This window comes from Aeromonas veronii bv. veronii (assembly GCF_000820225.1).
GTDB lineage: Bacteria > Pseudomonadota > Gammaproteobacteria > Enterobacterales > Aeromonadaceae > Aeromonas > Aeromonas veronii.
Genome location: NZ_CDDK01000004.1, coordinates 166040 through 182171 on the forward strand (window position 1 = coordinate 166040; position 16132 = coordinate 182171).

At 47.5% G+C, this 16132-nt stretch carries 20 protein-coding genes; 13 read left to right on the forward strand and 7 right to left on the reverse strand.

The window, feature by feature from the left end; genetic code table 11:
* The first annotated feature begins 35 nt into the window (after window positions 1-35).
* Entirely contained in the window at window positions 36-239 is a 204-nt protein-coding gene (locus BN1139_RS01995) for a hypothetical protein (RefSeq protein ID WP_041980048.1), read from the forward strand.
* A gap of 12 nt (window positions 240-251) precedes the next feature.
* On the opposite strand, the gene BN1139_RS02000 is transcribed toward BN1139_RS01995, so the two are convergent.
* Window positions 252-761 (reverse strand): hypothetical protein, encoded by a 510-nt coding sequence (locus BN1139_RS02000; RefSeq protein WP_143231909.1) that lies wholly within the window; start codon window positions 759-761, stop codon window positions 252-254.
* Between the two features lie 199 nt (window positions 762-960).
* Window positions 961-1329 (reverse strand): Arc family DNA-binding protein, encoded by a 369-nt coding sequence (locus BN1139_RS20605; protein ID WP_052449562.1) that lies wholly within the window; start codon window positions 1327-1329, stop codon window positions 961-963.
* Window positions 1330-1428: 99 nt separating this feature from the next.
* Here BN1139_RS20605 and BN1139_RS21265 point away from each other — a divergent pair, with 99 nt between their 5' ends.
* The 3 genes from BN1139_RS21265 (at window position 1429) to BN1139_RS21845 (ending at window position 2626) form a co-directional block, all read left to right on the forward strand.
* On the forward strand, window positions 1429-1596 hold the full coding sequence (locus tag BN1139_RS21265; RefSeq protein ID WP_155396128.1) for a hypothetical protein: 168 nt from the start codon (window positions 1429-1431) through the stop codon (window positions 1594-1596).
* Between the two features lie 83 nt (window positions 1597-1679).
* The gene (locus BN1139_RS02010; RefSeq protein ID WP_202904263.1) at window positions 1680-2498 is read left to right on the forward strand and encodes a Rha family transcriptional regulator; all 819 of its coding nucleotides are present in this window, start codon (window positions 1680-1682) and stop codon (window positions 2496-2498) included.
* Window positions 2495-2626 carry a hypothetical protein gene (locus tag BN1139_RS21845; protein ID WP_256689441.1) on the forward strand — a complete coding sequence of 44 codons (132 nt, stop codon included), beginning with the start codon at window positions 2495-2497 and terminating at the stop codon, window positions 2624-2626. Before BN1139_RS02010 ends, BN1139_RS21845 begins: the two co-directional genes overlap by 4 nt.
* Window positions 2627-2653: 27 nt before the next feature.
* Here the strand turns inward: BN1139_RS21845 and BN1139_RS02015 are convergent, their stop codons facing one another.
* Window positions 2654-3016, reverse strand: a complete 363-nt coding sequence (locus BN1139_RS02015; RefSeq protein ID WP_041980052.1) for a helix-turn-helix domain-containing protein — start codon at window positions 3014-3016, stop codon at window positions 2654-2656.
* Between the two features lie 943 nt (window positions 3017-3959).
* On the opposite strand from BN1139_RS02015, the gene thiI reads away from it, so the two are divergent.
* Window positions 3960-5408, forward strand: a complete 1449-nt coding sequence (thiI, locus tag BN1139_RS02020; protein ID WP_005353028.1) for a tRNA uracil 4-sulfurtransferase ThiI — start codon at window positions 3960-3962, stop codon at window positions 5406-5408.
* A 76-nt stretch (window positions 5409-5484) separates the two neighbouring features.
* Here the strand turns inward: thiI and BN1139_RS02025 are convergent, their stop codons facing one another.
* Window positions 5485-5877, reverse strand: coding sequence for a hypothetical protein (locus BN1139_RS02025; protein WP_005333978.1), 393 nt, complete (start codon window positions 5875-5877; stop codon window positions 5485-5487).
* A 100-nt stretch (window positions 5878-5977) separates the two neighbouring features.
* The gene (locus BN1139_RS02030; protein WP_005333975.1) at window positions 5978-6610 is read right to left on the reverse strand and encodes a trimeric intracellular cation channel family protein; all 633 of its coding nucleotides are present in this window, start codon (window positions 6608-6610) and stop codon (window positions 5978-5980) included.
* A gap of 373 nt (window positions 6611-6983) precedes the next feature.
* Between BN1139_RS02030 and BN1139_RS02035 the strand changes: the two genes are divergently transcribed.
* The 8 genes from BN1139_RS02035 to BN1139_RS02070 all read left to right on the forward strand — a co-directional run bounded on the left by BN1139_RS02035 (window position 6984) and on the right by BN1139_RS02070 (window position 15265).
* Entirely contained in the window at window positions 6984-7844 is an 861-nt protein-coding gene (locus tag BN1139_RS02035) for a flagellin N-terminal helical domain-containing protein (protein ID WP_005353025.1), read from the forward strand.
* A gap of 690 nt (window positions 7845-8534) precedes the next feature.
* Window positions 8535-9392, forward strand: coding sequence for a flagellin N-terminal helical domain-containing protein (locus BN1139_RS02040; RefSeq protein ID WP_005353023.1), 858 nt, complete (start codon window positions 8535-8537; stop codon window positions 9390-9392).
* A 186-nt stretch (window positions 9393-9578) separates the two neighbouring features.
* Window positions 9579-10436 (forward strand): flagellin N-terminal helical domain-containing protein, encoded by an 858-nt coding sequence (locus tag BN1139_RS02045; RefSeq protein ID WP_005353021.1) that lies wholly within the window; start codon window positions 9579-9581, stop codon window positions 10434-10436.
* A 28-nt stretch (window positions 10437-10464) separates the two neighbouring features.
* Complete coding sequence (locus BN1139_RS20725; RefSeq protein ID WP_080559463.1) at window positions 10465-10935, forward strand: flagellar protein FlaG; 471 nt, start codon at window positions 10465-10467, stop codon at window positions 10933-10935.
* 38 nt (window positions 10936-10973) lie between these two features.
* Complete coding sequence (gene fliD / locus BN1139_RS02055; protein WP_005353019.1) at window positions 10974-12374, forward strand: flagellar filament capping protein FliD; 1401 nt, start codon at window positions 10974-10976, stop codon at window positions 12372-12374.
* A gap of 24 nt (window positions 12375-12398) precedes the next feature.
* On the forward strand, window positions 12399-12821 hold the full coding sequence (gene fliS, locus BN1139_RS02060; RefSeq protein WP_005353017.1) for a flagellar export chaperone FliS: 423 nt from the start codon (window positions 12399-12401) through the stop codon (window positions 12819-12821).
* An 8-nt stretch (window positions 12822-12829) separates the two neighbouring features.
* A complete protein-coding gene (gene fliT, locus BN1139_RS02065; RefSeq protein ID WP_005353014.1) occupies window positions 12830-13132 on the forward strand; it encodes a flagellar protein FliT in 303 nt (100 codons plus the stop codon).
* 30 nt (window positions 13133-13162) lie between these two features.
* Window positions 13163-15265 carry a motility associated factor glycosyltransferase family protein gene (locus BN1139_RS02070; protein WP_005353008.1) on the forward strand — a complete coding sequence of 701 codons (2103 nt, stop codon included), beginning with the start codon at window positions 13163-13165 and terminating at the stop codon, window positions 15263-15265.
* Between the two features lie 293 nt (window positions 15266-15558).
* Here BN1139_RS02070 and BN1139_RS21915 read toward each other — a convergent pair whose 3' ends face one another.
* Together BN1139_RS21915 and BN1139_RS21710 are read right to left on the reverse strand one after the other, a co-directional pair.
* A complete protein-coding gene (locus tag BN1139_RS21915; protein WP_305954451.1) occupies window positions 15559-15603 on the reverse strand; it encodes a hypothetical protein in 45 nt (14 codons plus the stop codon).
* A complete protein-coding gene (locus tag BN1139_RS21710) occupies window positions 15600-15845 on the reverse strand; it encodes a hypothetical protein (RefSeq protein WP_232297616.1) in 246 nt (81 codons plus the stop codon). The genes BN1139_RS21915 and BN1139_RS21710 overlap by 4 nt, the downstream gene beginning before the upstream one ends.
* Window positions 15846-16132 lie beyond the last annotated feature (287 nt).

Sequence of the window (16132 nt, forward strand, 5' to 3'; positions counted from 1 at the left end):
GTAAGCTAGGGCCTTAATATGTGAGGACCCTGACCATGTGGATACTGTTTGCGTTGATAATGATGGTGGTGGCGCTCAAGGCGTTCAGTTTCAGCTTTACGCTGGCCCTGATCCCCTTTGCTGCCGGGTGTTGGTGTTTTAGCAAATCCAGCCGGAGCGATCTGGATGACTTTATGGCATTCAGCTTTTTCTTTGTCCTGGTTGGATTTGCCGTTATTTTTATCAGCTCGATATGGTAGCTGTTGATATATTTATTTTGCAGTTAAATAGCCATCAGCACCACTAATTGTCCATGTGTAGTCACCAGCGGGCTTTTCAATGTCAAAGTATACTTTTGATATTGAAAGCGGAGTTATCTCCACTTTTTTGTAATAGCGTTTGATAGTTTTATTTCCATCCTTATCGGCATAGTCAATGGTTATATATATGCCGCTTATGGTTGTGTCGTCATTTCCATTGTAAGCTGTAACATTAAATGTGTAGGGGTAAGTATCACCAAGGTAAGCCTTGCCGCCTAAGAGGTTCACTTTGTCTATTGATAGCTTTTTTGATGGCACTTTGATCTCACCACCAAACATGTCAAAGCATGCCTGTTTAATGAATGAAGCAGCCCTATCACTTGAAACGTTATTCATGCTGCCAATAATGCATTCACTAGATGATGAATAACCTTTCAGATGTTTATATGAAAATGAAATAGATACAATAACAGCCGACAAGGCAATAGCCCAAAGAAGATGTTCTTTTCTAACTTCCATCATTTATCGCTTCCCTCATTTCTAATTTCACTTGTGACTAAATCCAACACCTAGCTCATTTATTGGACTAAGCATTTGTTCAGCTTTGGCTTGATGTTGAGGCCTGTTAGCGCTGCATCATGCCTCATTTGAGGATGAAAAACAGAGAGGTGTGCCACACAGCAAGAGTAATAACGGAGTGGCACCACCTGGCAAGGTCAGCTTATTTGTCTTTGGATGATTTGTACGTAGCCCAAGCCTCATCAAACTGAATGATCAGTTTATTCAATACCTCGTCTGGTATATCCGTTTTCAGTGCGTGTTTTTTCTTTCTCTTGTACAAGCCACTCGTTCCACTCGATGCCGCAAAATCTTCCTGATCTTTAGCTGTGGAATTAATGGCATTGGCATCTATGGATCTGTGCGCTCCGATAAGATCGTCATTGATGTAGCCAGACGCTTCCATGGCGTTGCGCAAGTGATGAACTATCTCTGCGTTGATGGATCTCTGATTGTCCTTGGCGGACGCTTCGATCATTTCTTTCAGATCTTGCGGCATGCGAACGTTGAATTGCGGGTCTTTTCTTGCCATCTGCAATACCACCATCAAAAAACATATTGACGACTATAGTCGCACGGTACTACGCTATCAATGGTAGTACGGTACTATCACTTGTTTAAGGAGCGCAGAGTGAGCAATCAGATTCCACCAACGTCGATACGCCTACCGGAAGATCTTAAGAAGTGGCTAGGGCATAGAGCTGTTGATAATGGCGTAAGCCTGACCAAGGAGGTTATCTCCATTCTTTACGCCGAGATGAAAAGCGACGGTGAGAGTGAAGATCGAAACGTGGCCTGACGCCAAAAAAGAATTCGACCCAAGTTGTTGGAGCAGCTTGGGCCGAGGGATGTAAACCTAACCAGCAAAGTAAGGACTACGGTATGACTATACAACAACAGTATCAGCAAACCAAAGTTTTGACAGGGCCGCTGAATGGTGGCGATGTCACCATGACCAGCCTTGAGATCTCAGATCTCACCGGCAGTCGTCATGATAGCGTTAAGCGCACCATTGAGCGCTTGGCTGAACGCGGGGTAATTCAATCTCCACCATTGGTGGAAATTGAGAATAAACAATCACTTGGCCCTCGCAACAAGACAATGGCCTACGTGTTCACTGGCAAGCAGGGCAAGCGTGATTCGCTGATCGTAGTTGCTCAGCTGTGCCCAGAGTTCACCGCCCGCATTGTGGATCGCTGGCAGGAGCTGGAGGAGGCGGTATCAACACCGGCCGCAAATCTGCCCGATTTCAGCAACCCAGCTGCCGCAGCTCGCGCTTGGGCTGAGCAGTACGAGCTTGGGCAGGTTCTGGCCATCGAAAACAAACAGCAGCAGGAGCAGATCCACTCACTGGAAAGTTTGTTCCGCCAGGGGATGACCATTCCGCAGTTCTGCAAGATGCTCAACGGCGTCAACTCCCAGCAGGTGTGCATTTTCTTTGAGGCTCGCGGCTGGTTGTATAACGAAAGCCGCTCCGGCAAGCGCTGGCGTGCTGCGTCTTATGCCCGCGACAGATATCTCACAGAGGAGCAGAAGGAGATCCGCAGTCATGGGTTTGAGTCCTTCATAAATTTCACTCCTGTTTTGCTGCAGAAGGGCGCGGTACGCATCTATCAGCTCTACCTGAAAGGAGAGCTCCCCATGAAGAAGGACTGGGATGGCCTATTCACTCAGGACAAAGTGATCAAGGGGGCAGCATGAGCGCAGCCCAACTGATGGTAGAGCTGGCCGCCTTACTGGACGAGCTGGAAGGTCTCGATATGACGCGAGTCGAGCGAGCCAAGATAACGGCGCGGATAGAGCGCATGATGCCTGAACAGGCAGAGTAATAACGGTGGGGCTTCGGCCCCATTTTGCTATCCCACCCGAACCCCAAGTATCTCTGCATAGCAATTCAGCATCGACGCCAGGTGTGGCTTCGGTAGTCGTGCTGCGCGATTGATCAGCCCCATATGTTCATCATCTGAAACGCTCCAGTCAGGATCCGCAAGGATGGCCTGGACGGATAGGCCCATTGCTGACGAGAGCATGACCGCCTCTGCCAATCCCATGAAGTCGTCGTGATGTGGCGATAGCCATCGAGAAATGCTGGAGCGGGGGATATCGGTCAGTTGGCTGATCTTGGACTGGCTGAGTTTTCTCTCGGCCATCAGCTTGCGCACCTTCTTCTTTGTGCGATGGACATACTCGAGGCTAGAGCTGGTCAGATACCGCTTCATAGGCATTCCTTATCTGTGGTTGCAAACCGTGCTCTAGATCATGTTTTTATCATTGTCCCATATTTGGGATCCTTATAGTGTAATTGCTCAGTAATGGCACATCGTGGTCGTGTAGATTGTAGTCAAAAAAATAGATGGCTGAGTACACGGAGAGTCGCCGCAAAAATCAACATTTACATAAGTGGCGGTTTTATGACGAGTTATAGAGTATGGGATCTATCAACGGCTAGGAAAAAGGTAAGGGAGGCTCAAGAAGATACTGCTCCACTAAGTCTGCAAAAGGTGGTACATTCGCTTGGTTACTGTATGGGTATACAGTGTTTCACAGTCGAGAGACTGAGAGGGGAAGAGCGAGGACCTGGAAGGATGGATTCACTAACTGAGCTAGAACATGTTATTGAGACGTTGGATCTGACAAAGGTGGAGGAAGAGAAAATCGCGCGCATTCTTGAACGACTTCGCGATGAGCTAAAAGCTGCTTCATAGCTGTTGCAGCTGGTTCGGATTGGCCCGCCATTGAGCGGGCTTTTCTATGCGCGTTCGACAGGTAAAGGTTGGGGTTTTTCTGGGGCAATTTTGGGGCAAGATTTTTCGGATTGGGGCAATTTTGGGGCAAAAATATCGGTGGAATGAGGTGTTATGAGGTGTGGCTTAATCTTCTCGCAAGGCCGCTATATCAACGGATGTAAGGGTTTGCGCGGGTTTGGCTGCGGTGTGGCTATTCCCAGTTGATTACCATGCCGGGGTAGTAGATGTAGGTCTTCATCGGATCAGTCTGTTGTCAAAAATCTGGCGAGGCGCAGGGTCGGGAATATACGCAAGATTGGCGCTGCACGGCAAACACTGCGTGGGGTAATGTGAGCAAACGCTCATCCAGTAGGCGCTGGCCACAAAGTTCTGATATAATTCGCGCCCTTAAATCAAGGTCACCCGAGTCATTACCATGAAGTTCATTATCAAGCTGTTCCCGGAAATCACCATCAAGAGCAAGTCGGTTCGCCAGCGCTTTATCAAGATCCTGCAGGGCAATATCCGCAATGTCCTGCGCCGCTTCGACGACGATGCCCGCGTACGGATGGATTGGGACAAGCTGATCGTGAGCTCCCGCAATGACCAGTTCCGCGAGCAGGCAATCGAAGCCCTGGCCTGCATTCCCGGCATTCAGGCCTTCCTCGAGGTACAAGCCAGCAAGTTTACCGATCTGCACGACATCTTCGAGCAGGTGAAAGCCGTTTGGGGCGACCAGCTCAAGGGCAAAACCTTCTGCGTGCGCGCCAAGCGCCACGGCAAGCATGAGTTCTCCTCCCTCGAGGTTGAGCGCTATGTGGGGGGCGGTCTGAACCAGCACTGCGAAAGCAATGGTGTGCGCCTCAAGAACCCGGATGTGAAGATCAACCTCGAGATCGACGGCGAGGAGCTCTTCATCGTCAGTGCTATTCATCAGGGTCTGAGCGGTATGCCTATCGCGACCCAGGAAGATGTGCTGAGTCTGCTCTCCGGCGGTTTTGACTCCGGTGTGGCTTCGTTCCAGTTCATCAAGCGCGGCTGCCGGGTGCACTACTGCTTCTTCAATCTGGGCGGTGCGGCCCACGAGATCGGCGTCAAGCAGGTGGCTTATCACCTGTGGAACCGCTTCGGTTCATCCCACCGGGTACGTTTCACTGCTGTGGACTTCGAGCCGGTGGTCGCCGAGATCCTCGAGAAGATCGACAACGGTCAGATGGGCGTGGTGCTCAAGCGGATGATGATGCGTGCTGCCGCCAAGGTGGCCGATGAATTCCAGATCCCGGCGCTGGTGACCGGCGAGTGTGTGGGTCAGGTCTCCAGCCAGACTCTCACCAACCTGAACGTGATCGACCGGGTCACCGACAAGGTGATCCTGCGCCCGCTCATCACTTGGGACAAGCCGGATATCATCAGCGAAGCCCGCCGCATCGGCACTTTGGAGTTTGCCGAGACCATGCCGGAGTACTGTGGCGTCATCTCCAAGAAGCCGACCGTGAAGGCCGAGCTCTCCCGCATTGAAGAGGAAGAGGCCAATTTTGACTTCTCCATTCTGGACAAGGTGGTCTCCGAGGCCCGTTACCTTGATATCCGCCGTATCGGTGAAGAGACTGCCGCTGAAGTGCAAGAGGTGGAAACCACCCAAGTGCTGGGCGCTGACGAGGTGATCCTGGATATCCGCTCTGCCGATGAACACGACGAGAAGCCGCTGGTGGTGGAAGATCGTGAAGTGCTGCATATCCCCTTCTTCAAGCTGGCTACCGCCTTTGGCGATCTGCCCAAGGAGAAGACCTACCTGCTCTACTGCGATCGCGGTGTGATGAGCAAGCTGCAGGCGCTGTATCTGAAAGAGAAGAGCTTTGACAACGTCAAGGTGTACCGCCCGTAAGCGTGTTTTTTACCTTCAATAAAAAAATCCGGCCAATGTGCCGGATTTTTTTATTTCACAGAGTGAGCAATGACTATCAGGGACAGGGAACCGGAGTGAAGGAGTCTTGCCCCTGACAACGCCAGCCCATTTCCGCCTCCCGCATCTGCCACAGGTTGTTGCTGCGATAGAGGGTCAGGATGTAGATCATGTCGCTCTTGCTGCCGTCGAGGGCGACCGAGAGCACCAAGTCATTGTCCAGTTGCTGGGCATGGATGCGGCTGGGCGTGTCACCATGACCGACGAATCGCAGAGCTACCTCACGGTAGTCATTAACCCAGTTTTGCTGTTGATGGCTTGCCTGGCGTATCTGCTGGTTGAACTGCTGCACCGGCGCCGAGGCCAGTCGTCCAAATACCACTTGTGCTTCGGCGTGGGCTGCCGTCACGTTCGCCAGGAGAAGGGTGGTAAGCATACCGATTTTGCGCATGAGAAGTTCCGGCTAACAACGACTGCTTCTATGACAACAGAAAAGCCTATTTGGTTCAACGCGTGGCCCACAGCGACATGATGACGCTGTGGGCCTGCTCTCAATTGCGTTGCAGGGAGAAGGTCGGTAGCGAAAGATGCCAGTAGATAGCCGCGACCCGCAGGCCAAACACGGCCGTCATGCAGATGAGCATGGCCGTTACCCTGTCCATGTTTGCCTCCAGCGCCAGGGTATAGAGAATGCCGCCAAGGATACAGGCGGTGGCATAGATCTCTTTTTGCAGCACCATGGGCACCTCCCGCGCCAGTACATCGCGGATCATGCCACCGGCTACCCCGGTCATGGTGCCCATGATCACGGCAATCAGCCCCGGGGTGCCGAAGTTGAGGGCCTTCTGGGCACCGATAACGGTAAAGAGGGCCAGCCCGAAGGCATCGGCCACCGGCAGTACATACCAGGGCATTCTGCGGGGCAGTTTGACCATCCACATACCGATCAGTGCCGTTGCGATGACCACCCAGATATAGAGCGGGTCGCGCACCCAGAATACGGGGGTGGCTCCCAAGATCATATCACGGATGGTGCCGCCGCCGATGGCAGTGACCGCCGCCAAAACCATGACGCCAAACCCGTCCATTCTGAGTCGGCCAGCCACCAATACCCCTGAAAACGCGAATACCGCAGTACCAAACATGTCGCTGATGTAAACAATCTGCTCAACCAGTGTCTGCATGGAGAACAACTCACGCCAAATTGTTGATGGGGCCGCGATTTTAGGGGCTGGTGAGCCCAATCGCCAACAGTGCTCGACAAAATTGAGAGTCGGGACGGATTTTTTCTCGCAGCACGAACGGTAGTGTCTCGTTTGCCCCCTGCCGTTGGCTAGCTTCAGAAGGTTGAGTCTGTCACTGGTTTTGGCCCGATTTTTTCCTTAAGTATCCCTCTGACCCGCCGATATATAAGGTAAGCGGCGTTAATGCGATGAAGCGTTGAAAAAAATGCTAAAGACATCCAAAAACGAGCCGTTAAATAAGACGCATCGGGCACAAACTAAAAAGAAAGCCTGAGCTAATAAAGAGCAAATTTAATCGCTTAGGAGAAATATCATGAGTATGTATGTAAATACCAACGTATCGAGCATCAACTCGCAGCGTAACCTCTATAACACCAACAAGGCTTTGGATACTGCGTATCAACGACTCTCCTCCGGCTTGCGAATTAATACAGCTAAGGACGATGCGGCTGGTCTGCAGATCTCCAACCGTTTGACCTCCCAGATCAACGGTTTGAACCAGGGTAACCGTAACGCCAATGACGGCATCTCGCTGGCCCAGACTGCTGAAGGGGCGATGGAAGAGATCACCGGCATGTTCCAGCGGATGCGGGTGCTGGCTGAGCAATCGGCCAACGGTTCAAATACCAATGCTGACCGTTCTGCCATCCAGCAGGAAGTGCGACAGCTGGCCACCGAAATCAACCGGATTGCCAAAGATACCACATTTGGTGGCACCAAGTTACTCGATGGTGCCTATAAAGGTATCTTCCAGGTGGGGGCCGATGCCAAGCAAACCATCAGCTTTACGCTCTCTCAGGCTGGCGGCTTTAGTATCTCGGGATTGGGTGCTGCTGCAAGTGTCGCCACGGTTTTTGGTACGGCTGCCACATTGTCAGTGTCGACCCAGAGTAACGCGCAAAGTGTGTTGGGGGCGGTGGACAAGATGATTGCCCGGGTGGATAGCAAACGTGCCGAGCTGGGTGCCATTCAAAACAGGATGGAGTCAACCATTCGCAACCAGGCCAACATAGCTGAAAACGTCAGTGCTGCCCGCTCCCGCATCAGAGATGCTGATTTTGCGCAAGAGACTGCCACGTTGACCCAGTACAACATTTTGCAACAGGCGGCATCAACTGTGCTGGGGCAGGCAAACCAGCGTCCCAATGGCGCACTTCAGTTGTTAAGAGGTTAATAAAAAAGAAAGGCGGTTGTTCAGGCCGCCTTTCGGTAGGACGCATCAGAGGGTGTTCGGGAAATCATGTCTCTGATAAGTCACAACACTGTAGTAAACTATTATGCTCAGCGAGCGCGGTTTGCAACTGCACAACCTGACTCGCCACATTCTCCTGAGCTAAAGCTCGTTGGCCGACCTTGAGTCGGCCTTTTTTATAGCACTGCTCATGCTTTTGTTGTCATAAAACACAAAGCATGAAACATGCCAGTTTGAAGTTTTAGCTATATTGGCGGTGGCTGGTGCGGATCTATCCGACGGGCTGACCATCAGTCAGGCAGATGCTGGTCTTGATAAGTCAATATATTGACGTTGAACACGGGGTACCGAGGCGTGCGGTGACCCTGCTATCTCCTCTTCCCGCTTCATTATCTTTACCTCCCTCCATGTTGACTGGAAGCCACAGGTCGGGGCGGCAATGTTTTGCCGCCAGCGGCAAAAAATTCTAAAGCTTGTTGCAACTCGGCCGTTAACCAGAGTAAGCAAAAGAAGGTGTTCGGGACTCCTGAATTTTGCGGTGTGGCGGTGGTTGTCTGTTCAAACAACTGCCGCTGGTCGAGAGTCGAAGGGCTTGTTCACCCCTTCACTCCCGGATTGCGACAGGGCTGATGTAAGCGAGGCCTGCAGTCTGTATCGAATGGGAGAAATATCATGTCGATGTTCATTAATACCAATGTGTCCTCGCTGAACTCTCAGCGGAACCTGATGAATACCAATAAGGCGCTGGATACCGCCTACCAACGCCTCTCCTCTGGTTTACGGATCAACAGTGCCAAAGATGATGCGGCCGGTCTTCAGATTTCCAACCGTTTGACCTCCCAGATCAACGGTTTGAACCAGGGTAACCGTAACGCCAATGACGGTATCTCCCTGGCACAAACCGCTGAAGGGGCGATGGAAGAGATCACCGGTATGTTCCAGCGGATGCGGGTGCTGGCCGAGCAGTCAGCCAACGGCTCCAATACGACCGCTGACCGTTCTGCGCTGCAACAAGAAGTCAAACAGTTGGCAACTGAAATTAACCGGATTGCCAAAGATACGACCTTTGGCGGGACCAAGCTATTGGATGGCTCCTATAAAGGGGTTTTCCAGGTAGGGGCGGATGCCAAACAAACCATCAGTTTTTCATTGACTCAGGCCAATGGCTTCAATATCTCCGGTATTGCGGCCGCGGCCAGTGCAGGCGCTGCGTTTGCAACCTTGGCGGCGATAAATATTACTAGTCAATCCAATGCACAGAGTGTGCTCGGTGCAGTGGACAAGATGATTGCCGGGGTAGACCGGAAACGGGCTGAGCTGGGTGCAATCCAGAATCGGATGGAGTCTACCATTCGCAACCAGGCAAATATCGCCGAAAACCTCTCATCTGCCCGGTCTCGGGTACGTGATGCGGACTTTGCTGTAGAGACGGCTGCGCTCACCCAGTACAACATCTTGCAGCAGGCAGCCTCAACCGTATTGGCGCAGGCAAACCAGCGTCCTAACGGTGCGCTCTCACTGCTGCGTTAAAGGAGAGCGGCCAGTAAGGCCGTTCATCGGTTAGAACATATATTGGGTGTTCGGGACTCCTGATATGACGAGATGGCAGAGGGGGACAAACTCTCTGCCAAGAGAGTGTGATGAGGCGGTTCACCTTATCACACGAGGGGAAAGCGTGCGGTATGCCGTGGAGCCCTTATCGATGGGAGATATATCATGTCGATGTTTATTAATACCAATGTGTCCTCGCTGAACTCTCAGCGGAACCTGATGAATACCAACAAGGCGCTGGATACCGCCTACCAACGCCTCTCCTCTGGCTTGCGGATCAACAGTGCCAAAGATGATGCGGCCGGTCTGCAGATCTCCAACCGTTTGACCTCCCAGATCAACGGTTTGAACCAGGGTAACCGTAACGCCAATGACGGTATCTCTCTGGCACAAACCGCTGAAGGGGCGATGGAAGAGATCACCGGTATGTTCCAGCGGATGCGGGTGCTGGCCGAGCAGTCAGCCAACGGCTCCAACACAAATGCTGACCGTTCTGCGCTGCAACAAGAAGTCAAACAGTTGGCAACTGAAATTAACCGGATTGCCAAAGATACTACTTTTGGTGGGACCAAGTTGCTGGACGGCACCTATAAAGGGGTTTTCCAGGTAGGGGCGGATGCCAAACAAACCATCAGTTTTTCACTGACTCAAGCCAATGGTTTTAGTATTTCAGGCATAAATGCCGCCGCTTCAGCCGCTGGAGGATTCGCTTCAATTGCGACGTTGTCTATCTCAACCCAGGATAACGCACAGAGTGTGCTCGGTGCAGTGGACAAGATGATAGCCGGGGTAGACCGGAAACGGGCTGAGCTGGGTGCAATCCAGAATCGGATGGAGTCGACCATTCGCAACCAGGCAAATATCGCCGAAAACCTCTCATCTGCCCGGTCTCGGGTACGTGATGCGGACTTTGCAGTAGAGACGGCGACGCTGACCCAGTACAACATTTTGCAGCAGGCAGCCTCCACCGTATTGGCGCAGGCAAACCAGCGCCCTAATGGCGCGCTCTCGCTGTTACGTTAATACTGATTATGGGTACTAGGAGGCTATTATGTCGACCGATTTAAATGTAGGCGTTAGCTCCTCTCCTGTTGTAGGGCGTAGTGATAACGGCAGCCGGGAGGCTGCTGTTTTTGCATCGACCAATCCGAAACTGGAGGGCAACGTGACTACACGACCCATTGGTGGAGCAGGATCAAATGAAGCTGAATCAAAAGGGGCATCTCTGCGCGCTCTAAGTTCCTCGGTAAATGATTTAAGGCAGCAGAAGGCTGATTTGGAAAAACAGGTACAAGAATTGCAAGAGGCTGTTGCAACAAAGGGCTGGTACTTGAATATTAGTCAGGATAAAACAGCCGGTAAAACGGTGATTAAGTTGCATGACAAGGAAACTGGGGATCTGATCAGGCAAATACCAAGTGAGGAAATGTTAAGCATATCTCGGCGGTTCAAGGAGCTTGAGTTGGCCAAGAGAATTGATGGTGCTCAGCAAATAGGCCTCTTGTTTGATCAGTCAATCTGAACAGGTGGTAGCCTGATCTCATATGGGGAGATATTGAAATGGCGAGTATAAGCTCAGCAGGTGTAGGGTCCAATTTGCCACTTAATGATTTGATCCAGGCAGAGTTAAGTGCCAAAAAAACACAATTTGAAAGGCGCATTGTGGGCCGTGAAACTCGCCTGAACAGCAACCTTTCTGGTATAGGTCAACTCAAGTCAGCTATCAGTACCTTTAATTCTGCATTACAAAAACTGGCTAAACCAGCAGATTTTTCTGGTAACAAGGTGACGATTGGCCAGTCTGCAGATAATCAGCTACTGGCATTTACGGCAACCAATAAAGCCAATACTGGAAATTACAATATTGCAGTTAAGCAGCTTGCCACTGGCAGTTCTTTTATTTCGGCTGATAACGCATTTACATCTTCCTCCGATATTGCAACGTCATCTGCTGGTACATTGACATTTAGTGCTGGGGGGAAAACCCTTAATGTTGATTTGGCCGCTAATGACACCTTACTCGATATGCGGAATAAAATTAATAGTGCATCTAATAATTTCGGCGTCTCTGCGAATATTATAAATGTCGATGGTAAGTCACGACTTGTTATTGAGTCATCCGTGAGTGGCCAAGGTAATGATTTACAGGTGGCAGCCAGTAATGCGGACTTACAGCGTTTTTCAACCAGTGATCCTGCATCTGTTATGGGAAGCCAAAAAAATGCAAAAGATGCAATAGTTGAAATCGACGGCCTGGAAGTTAATAGTGCTACGAATAAATTTGACAATGTGATCCAAGATACGTCGTTTACCGTGTTACAATTGAGTGAAAAAGATGCGGCGAATAACTATAAAACAACCAAGGTAACCGTAGAACAGGATAAAGGAAAAACCAAGGAAAATATTGAGGCGTTCGTTAAATCATATAACGCTTTGATGGATACTATGGATACACTGGGTAAGCGACCAACGATAGTGGGTGGCGAGCGACTGGGGGATTCAGGTCCTCTAGCTGGCGATCAGACTCTCAATGGTGTTAAGAGCCTTTTATTCAAAGAGCTCTCATTATCTACCGTAGACAACGACTCACTTTTTAATGTGGGCATTAACATTGATAAAAAAGGACGTTTGTCTATTGATAATGCAAAATTGACAAAAGTGATGGATGAGAATTTTGGTAAGTTGGAAAGTGTCTTTTCTGGTGAAACCGGGTTGGCGAAGAGACTTGATTCACAATTGAACGAATATACTAAGTCCGCAGGCTCTCTTGATAAAAGACGTGATAGTCTTGAACGGGATGTCAGGTCAATTAAACAGGAACGTGTAGATTTTGATGCTTATCTTACTAAGTACGAAGAGGGGTTGCGCCAGAAGTATGCCCGCTTGGATGTATTGGTTGCCAGGATGAATTCATCTATGGGTAGCTTGACTACCTTGGTTAATATGAACAAGAAGTCCTGAACGGATAGTTTTTGAGAGGTTATCATGTACAACAAATCACTTGGCGTCTATAAGAAAAATTCACTTGAAGCTGAGCTGTCTGTTGCAGATCCACACAAGGTTATTCAGTTGTTAATGCAAGGTTTTTTAGAAAGAGTCGCTCAGGCTAAAGGTGCAATTGAGCGCAGTGATTATCAGTTAAAAAGCGATCGTATTTCATCGGCAAATGCAATTTTAAATGGATTGAAAGATAGCCTTGATATGTCTCAAGGTGAAATATCAGAAAGATTATTCTCTCTTTATGAATATATGGGTGAACGTCTGCTGGATGCTAGCGTAAAAATGGAGGTGTCACCTCTGGATGAGTCTATGAAACTTATGTTAATGATCAAAGAGTCTTGGGATAAGATACCTGATCAGGAAAAGCAAAAAGCGTATACTATCCGGCAATCACTTGGGGATTTATAGGTTTTATCGTGGCATATAAACAGTTGCTTGACGCGTTGCAGCGTAATACAGCGCACATATTAACATATGTGGAATCGGAAAGTTTTGATACCCTTGATGAACTATTTGATGAGAGAGAAGCAATCATCTCTTCTCTCTATTTTGCCAATGGGTGGGAGGAGCGTCATTTAGAACAGCTTGATAGCATATTAAATGCAAGTATTATAGTGAAAAAGAAACTGGAAGAGGCAAAGCAAATAGTACAGAAGGAAGTCTTTTCTATCAGTAAAAAAAACAAAGCAATTAATCACTATAAAGCAAACGAAATTTAATTATAATCAGCGTGGTGACTGGGAGGGGATATGATTAAGCCTGAAGAGATACTAGCAAAAATAACACAAGATGCTGAGCGAATAATGCTTCAGGCTGAGCAAGAGAAAGCAATGGCTGAAGTTTTGCCTATTCGTTTTGAGCAAAATATGGTTGCGTTCTCTAAATATATACCATCTATACACAAGGCTTTTATAAATTATAAAGTACAAAGAGAATTTAGATTTTTCTGCACTGAAAATGGAATTCCTAATCTAGCGTGGATAGATGAAAATGTAGCTATTTATGGCGATGACCCATATTATCAATGCCAGCAACAAATAAAGCATATGATGTCCTCTAGTGCTAGTGGTGGTATTCGCTTTGGAACAGAGAAAAATTTTTTTAATCAAATTCATATTGATTATTTAAATCAACTTGCTGAGCTTTTGGCAAAGAAAAGAAGTGAATACAGTCCCCTTCAGCAAGTCCCTGAATCAATGCCATTCATGATGATGTTTGGTGTAGGTTTAGGATATCAGCTAGGTTATTTATATGAAACCTGCAAGGTTGCCAATTTGTTTGTTTTTGAACCTGATCTAGATCTGTTTTATGCTTCACTCTATGCTTTTGATTGGGCATCTTTACTTGATTACATTATGGCAGAGAATCTCAGGCTCCATATTTTTTTAGGGCAGGATCAAGATAACTTGATGAATGATGCACTACATGCTATTCACAAAGCTGGGCCATTTATTGCCGCGGCCCCTGTCGGACTAGTGCACTACCCATCAGAAATTATTGAACATCTTGTCGCTAAAATGAAAAAAGAGTTCTTTCTTTTTACTATGGGCTGGGGATTTTTCGACGATAATATGTTAGCTCTCTCGCATAGCGTTGAAAATATTTCAAAAGGTATTCCATTTTTAGTCAAAGGTAAGAGTCTGCCTAATAAATATAACACTGTACCAGTATTCATTATAGGTAATGGTCCATCGTTAGATGCCACCATTCCATATATAAAAGAGAATAAAAATAAAGCCATATTAATATCATGTGGTAGCAGTATTTCAGCGCTGCACAAAGAAGGGATTAAACCTGATATATATGTAACCATAGAAAGAACGAAAGCGGTACCAGATTTCATCGCATTGATTAATGATGAAGATTATCTTAAAGATATATTGTATATAAGTACTGATCTCACTCACCCTGATTGCCACCAGTTTTTTAGACGTAGCCTTTTAGCATTCAAGCCTAACGAGCCAATGCTATCTCTTGCTAGTATTAATTTCGAAGAGATTCAAGGATTTGATTATTTTAGTCATGTTAACCCTTTGGTTGGAAATACGGGAATTTCAGTTGCGGCCCGCTTGGGATTCAAAGAGATATACCTTTTTGGTATCGATAATGGTCATTATGACAGTGAGCATCATCATTCCAGGTTAAGCTCTTATTATGATGATAATGGCGCCCCTATTGCTGCATTACAACGTCTTGCGACAGCTGGGTCTGATCAGGTAATTCCTGGTAATTTTGGTGGGGAAGTTATCTCTAGCAAAATGTTTGTTACTTCAATCAGAGTCATGGAACGGCTTATAAGGGAATATTCTGGCACAAACTTCTTTAATACCTCCCATGGGGCAAAAATAGAAGGCGCCGATGCTTTAGATATAAAAGAAAATCAGTTTGGTGAGCTCCCAATTTCCTTTAATAAGATTGATATTATTGAGTTCATTGCGGCGGAGGTCTTCAAGCCACTTAATATTGATAGATCCAGGGTGGCTTCGGCTCTTGATGTTGATTATTTCAACTTCTTTATCGATAAGGTTCTCTTGGAGTGGAAAGAGCCTTTACTATCACGTGCTGACGTTGTCAATAGAATGATGAGGCAATTTGAGTATTTACTGATGATAGAAAACAGTAGACAATGTCATATCTCCAGGGTTCTAATCGGTACATTCAATTATTTATTTAGTTTCCTCATCACTTTTTGTCATGCTTTCGCGGATGAAGAGGAAACGTTGGAGGCAGTAAGTGATGCACTTGAAATATTTAATGCGTATCTATTGAAAGCCAAAGAGTTATACCCTCAGGCGCTTGATAGTCCTGACAAAGTAGATTGTGAAATTATTAGTCTATATCGCAGTAACTAATTATAAGCCCAAGTTTTACTTGGGCTTATAATTATCATGTGCATGCGATGCAATTAGTTATCACAATACTTTTTGTATTATATTTTGGCATGTAAGTAATTCTGATTACTCATAATTAGAAGTTGCCAAAAAACCTGTGCAGCGACCAAAACAGGGGGATGGAGGTTATGGATAGATAAAATGGGCGTAGCCATGATGATCTACCTAAAAGAGCATAATAGTTCAGAATGGCAGCTCATCGTCAAGCAAAAAATACTAAGTTCAGGTGTGAAATGACGGTGGAATGTATCTTTTTATAAAGAGAAACCATCATCCACGAAAATATTTTGTCCAGTCACATATCTTGATTGGTCTGATAATAAAAAATAATGCTACCTACAACATCTGAAATATCAAGCATTCCCTTTCCACATGTCTGTTTTTTATACGCTTGGGAAAAAATTTCAGACTGATTATCAAACAATCCCCCCGGACTGACCAAATTAATTCTGAAGCGGCTGTCATTCACATATGCCACAGCATATTTGCTCAAATGCTGTATCGCAGATTTTATCGCTGCATACTCGACCGCTATGGTCATTTTGGTATTGTTGTAAATATCAAACTTTGGTGTAACAACACCATAAATGGATGAAATATTGACTAATGAAAAGGCTGTTTTATGAGCTTTGAGATAAGAAGCTCATTGTTGAGTAAACAAAAAAGCACTACCCAGATGAAGAGATATATTTTCATCAAAACTGGCAAGTGATACAGGCGCTGTTGCCCAAATCAGCCATTATGCCACAACTTCCCTAGCCCCAGGTGACAGCTACACTTGGGGCTTTCTAACCGGCAGACCAAGGGCATTCATAGATGGTCGCCCCG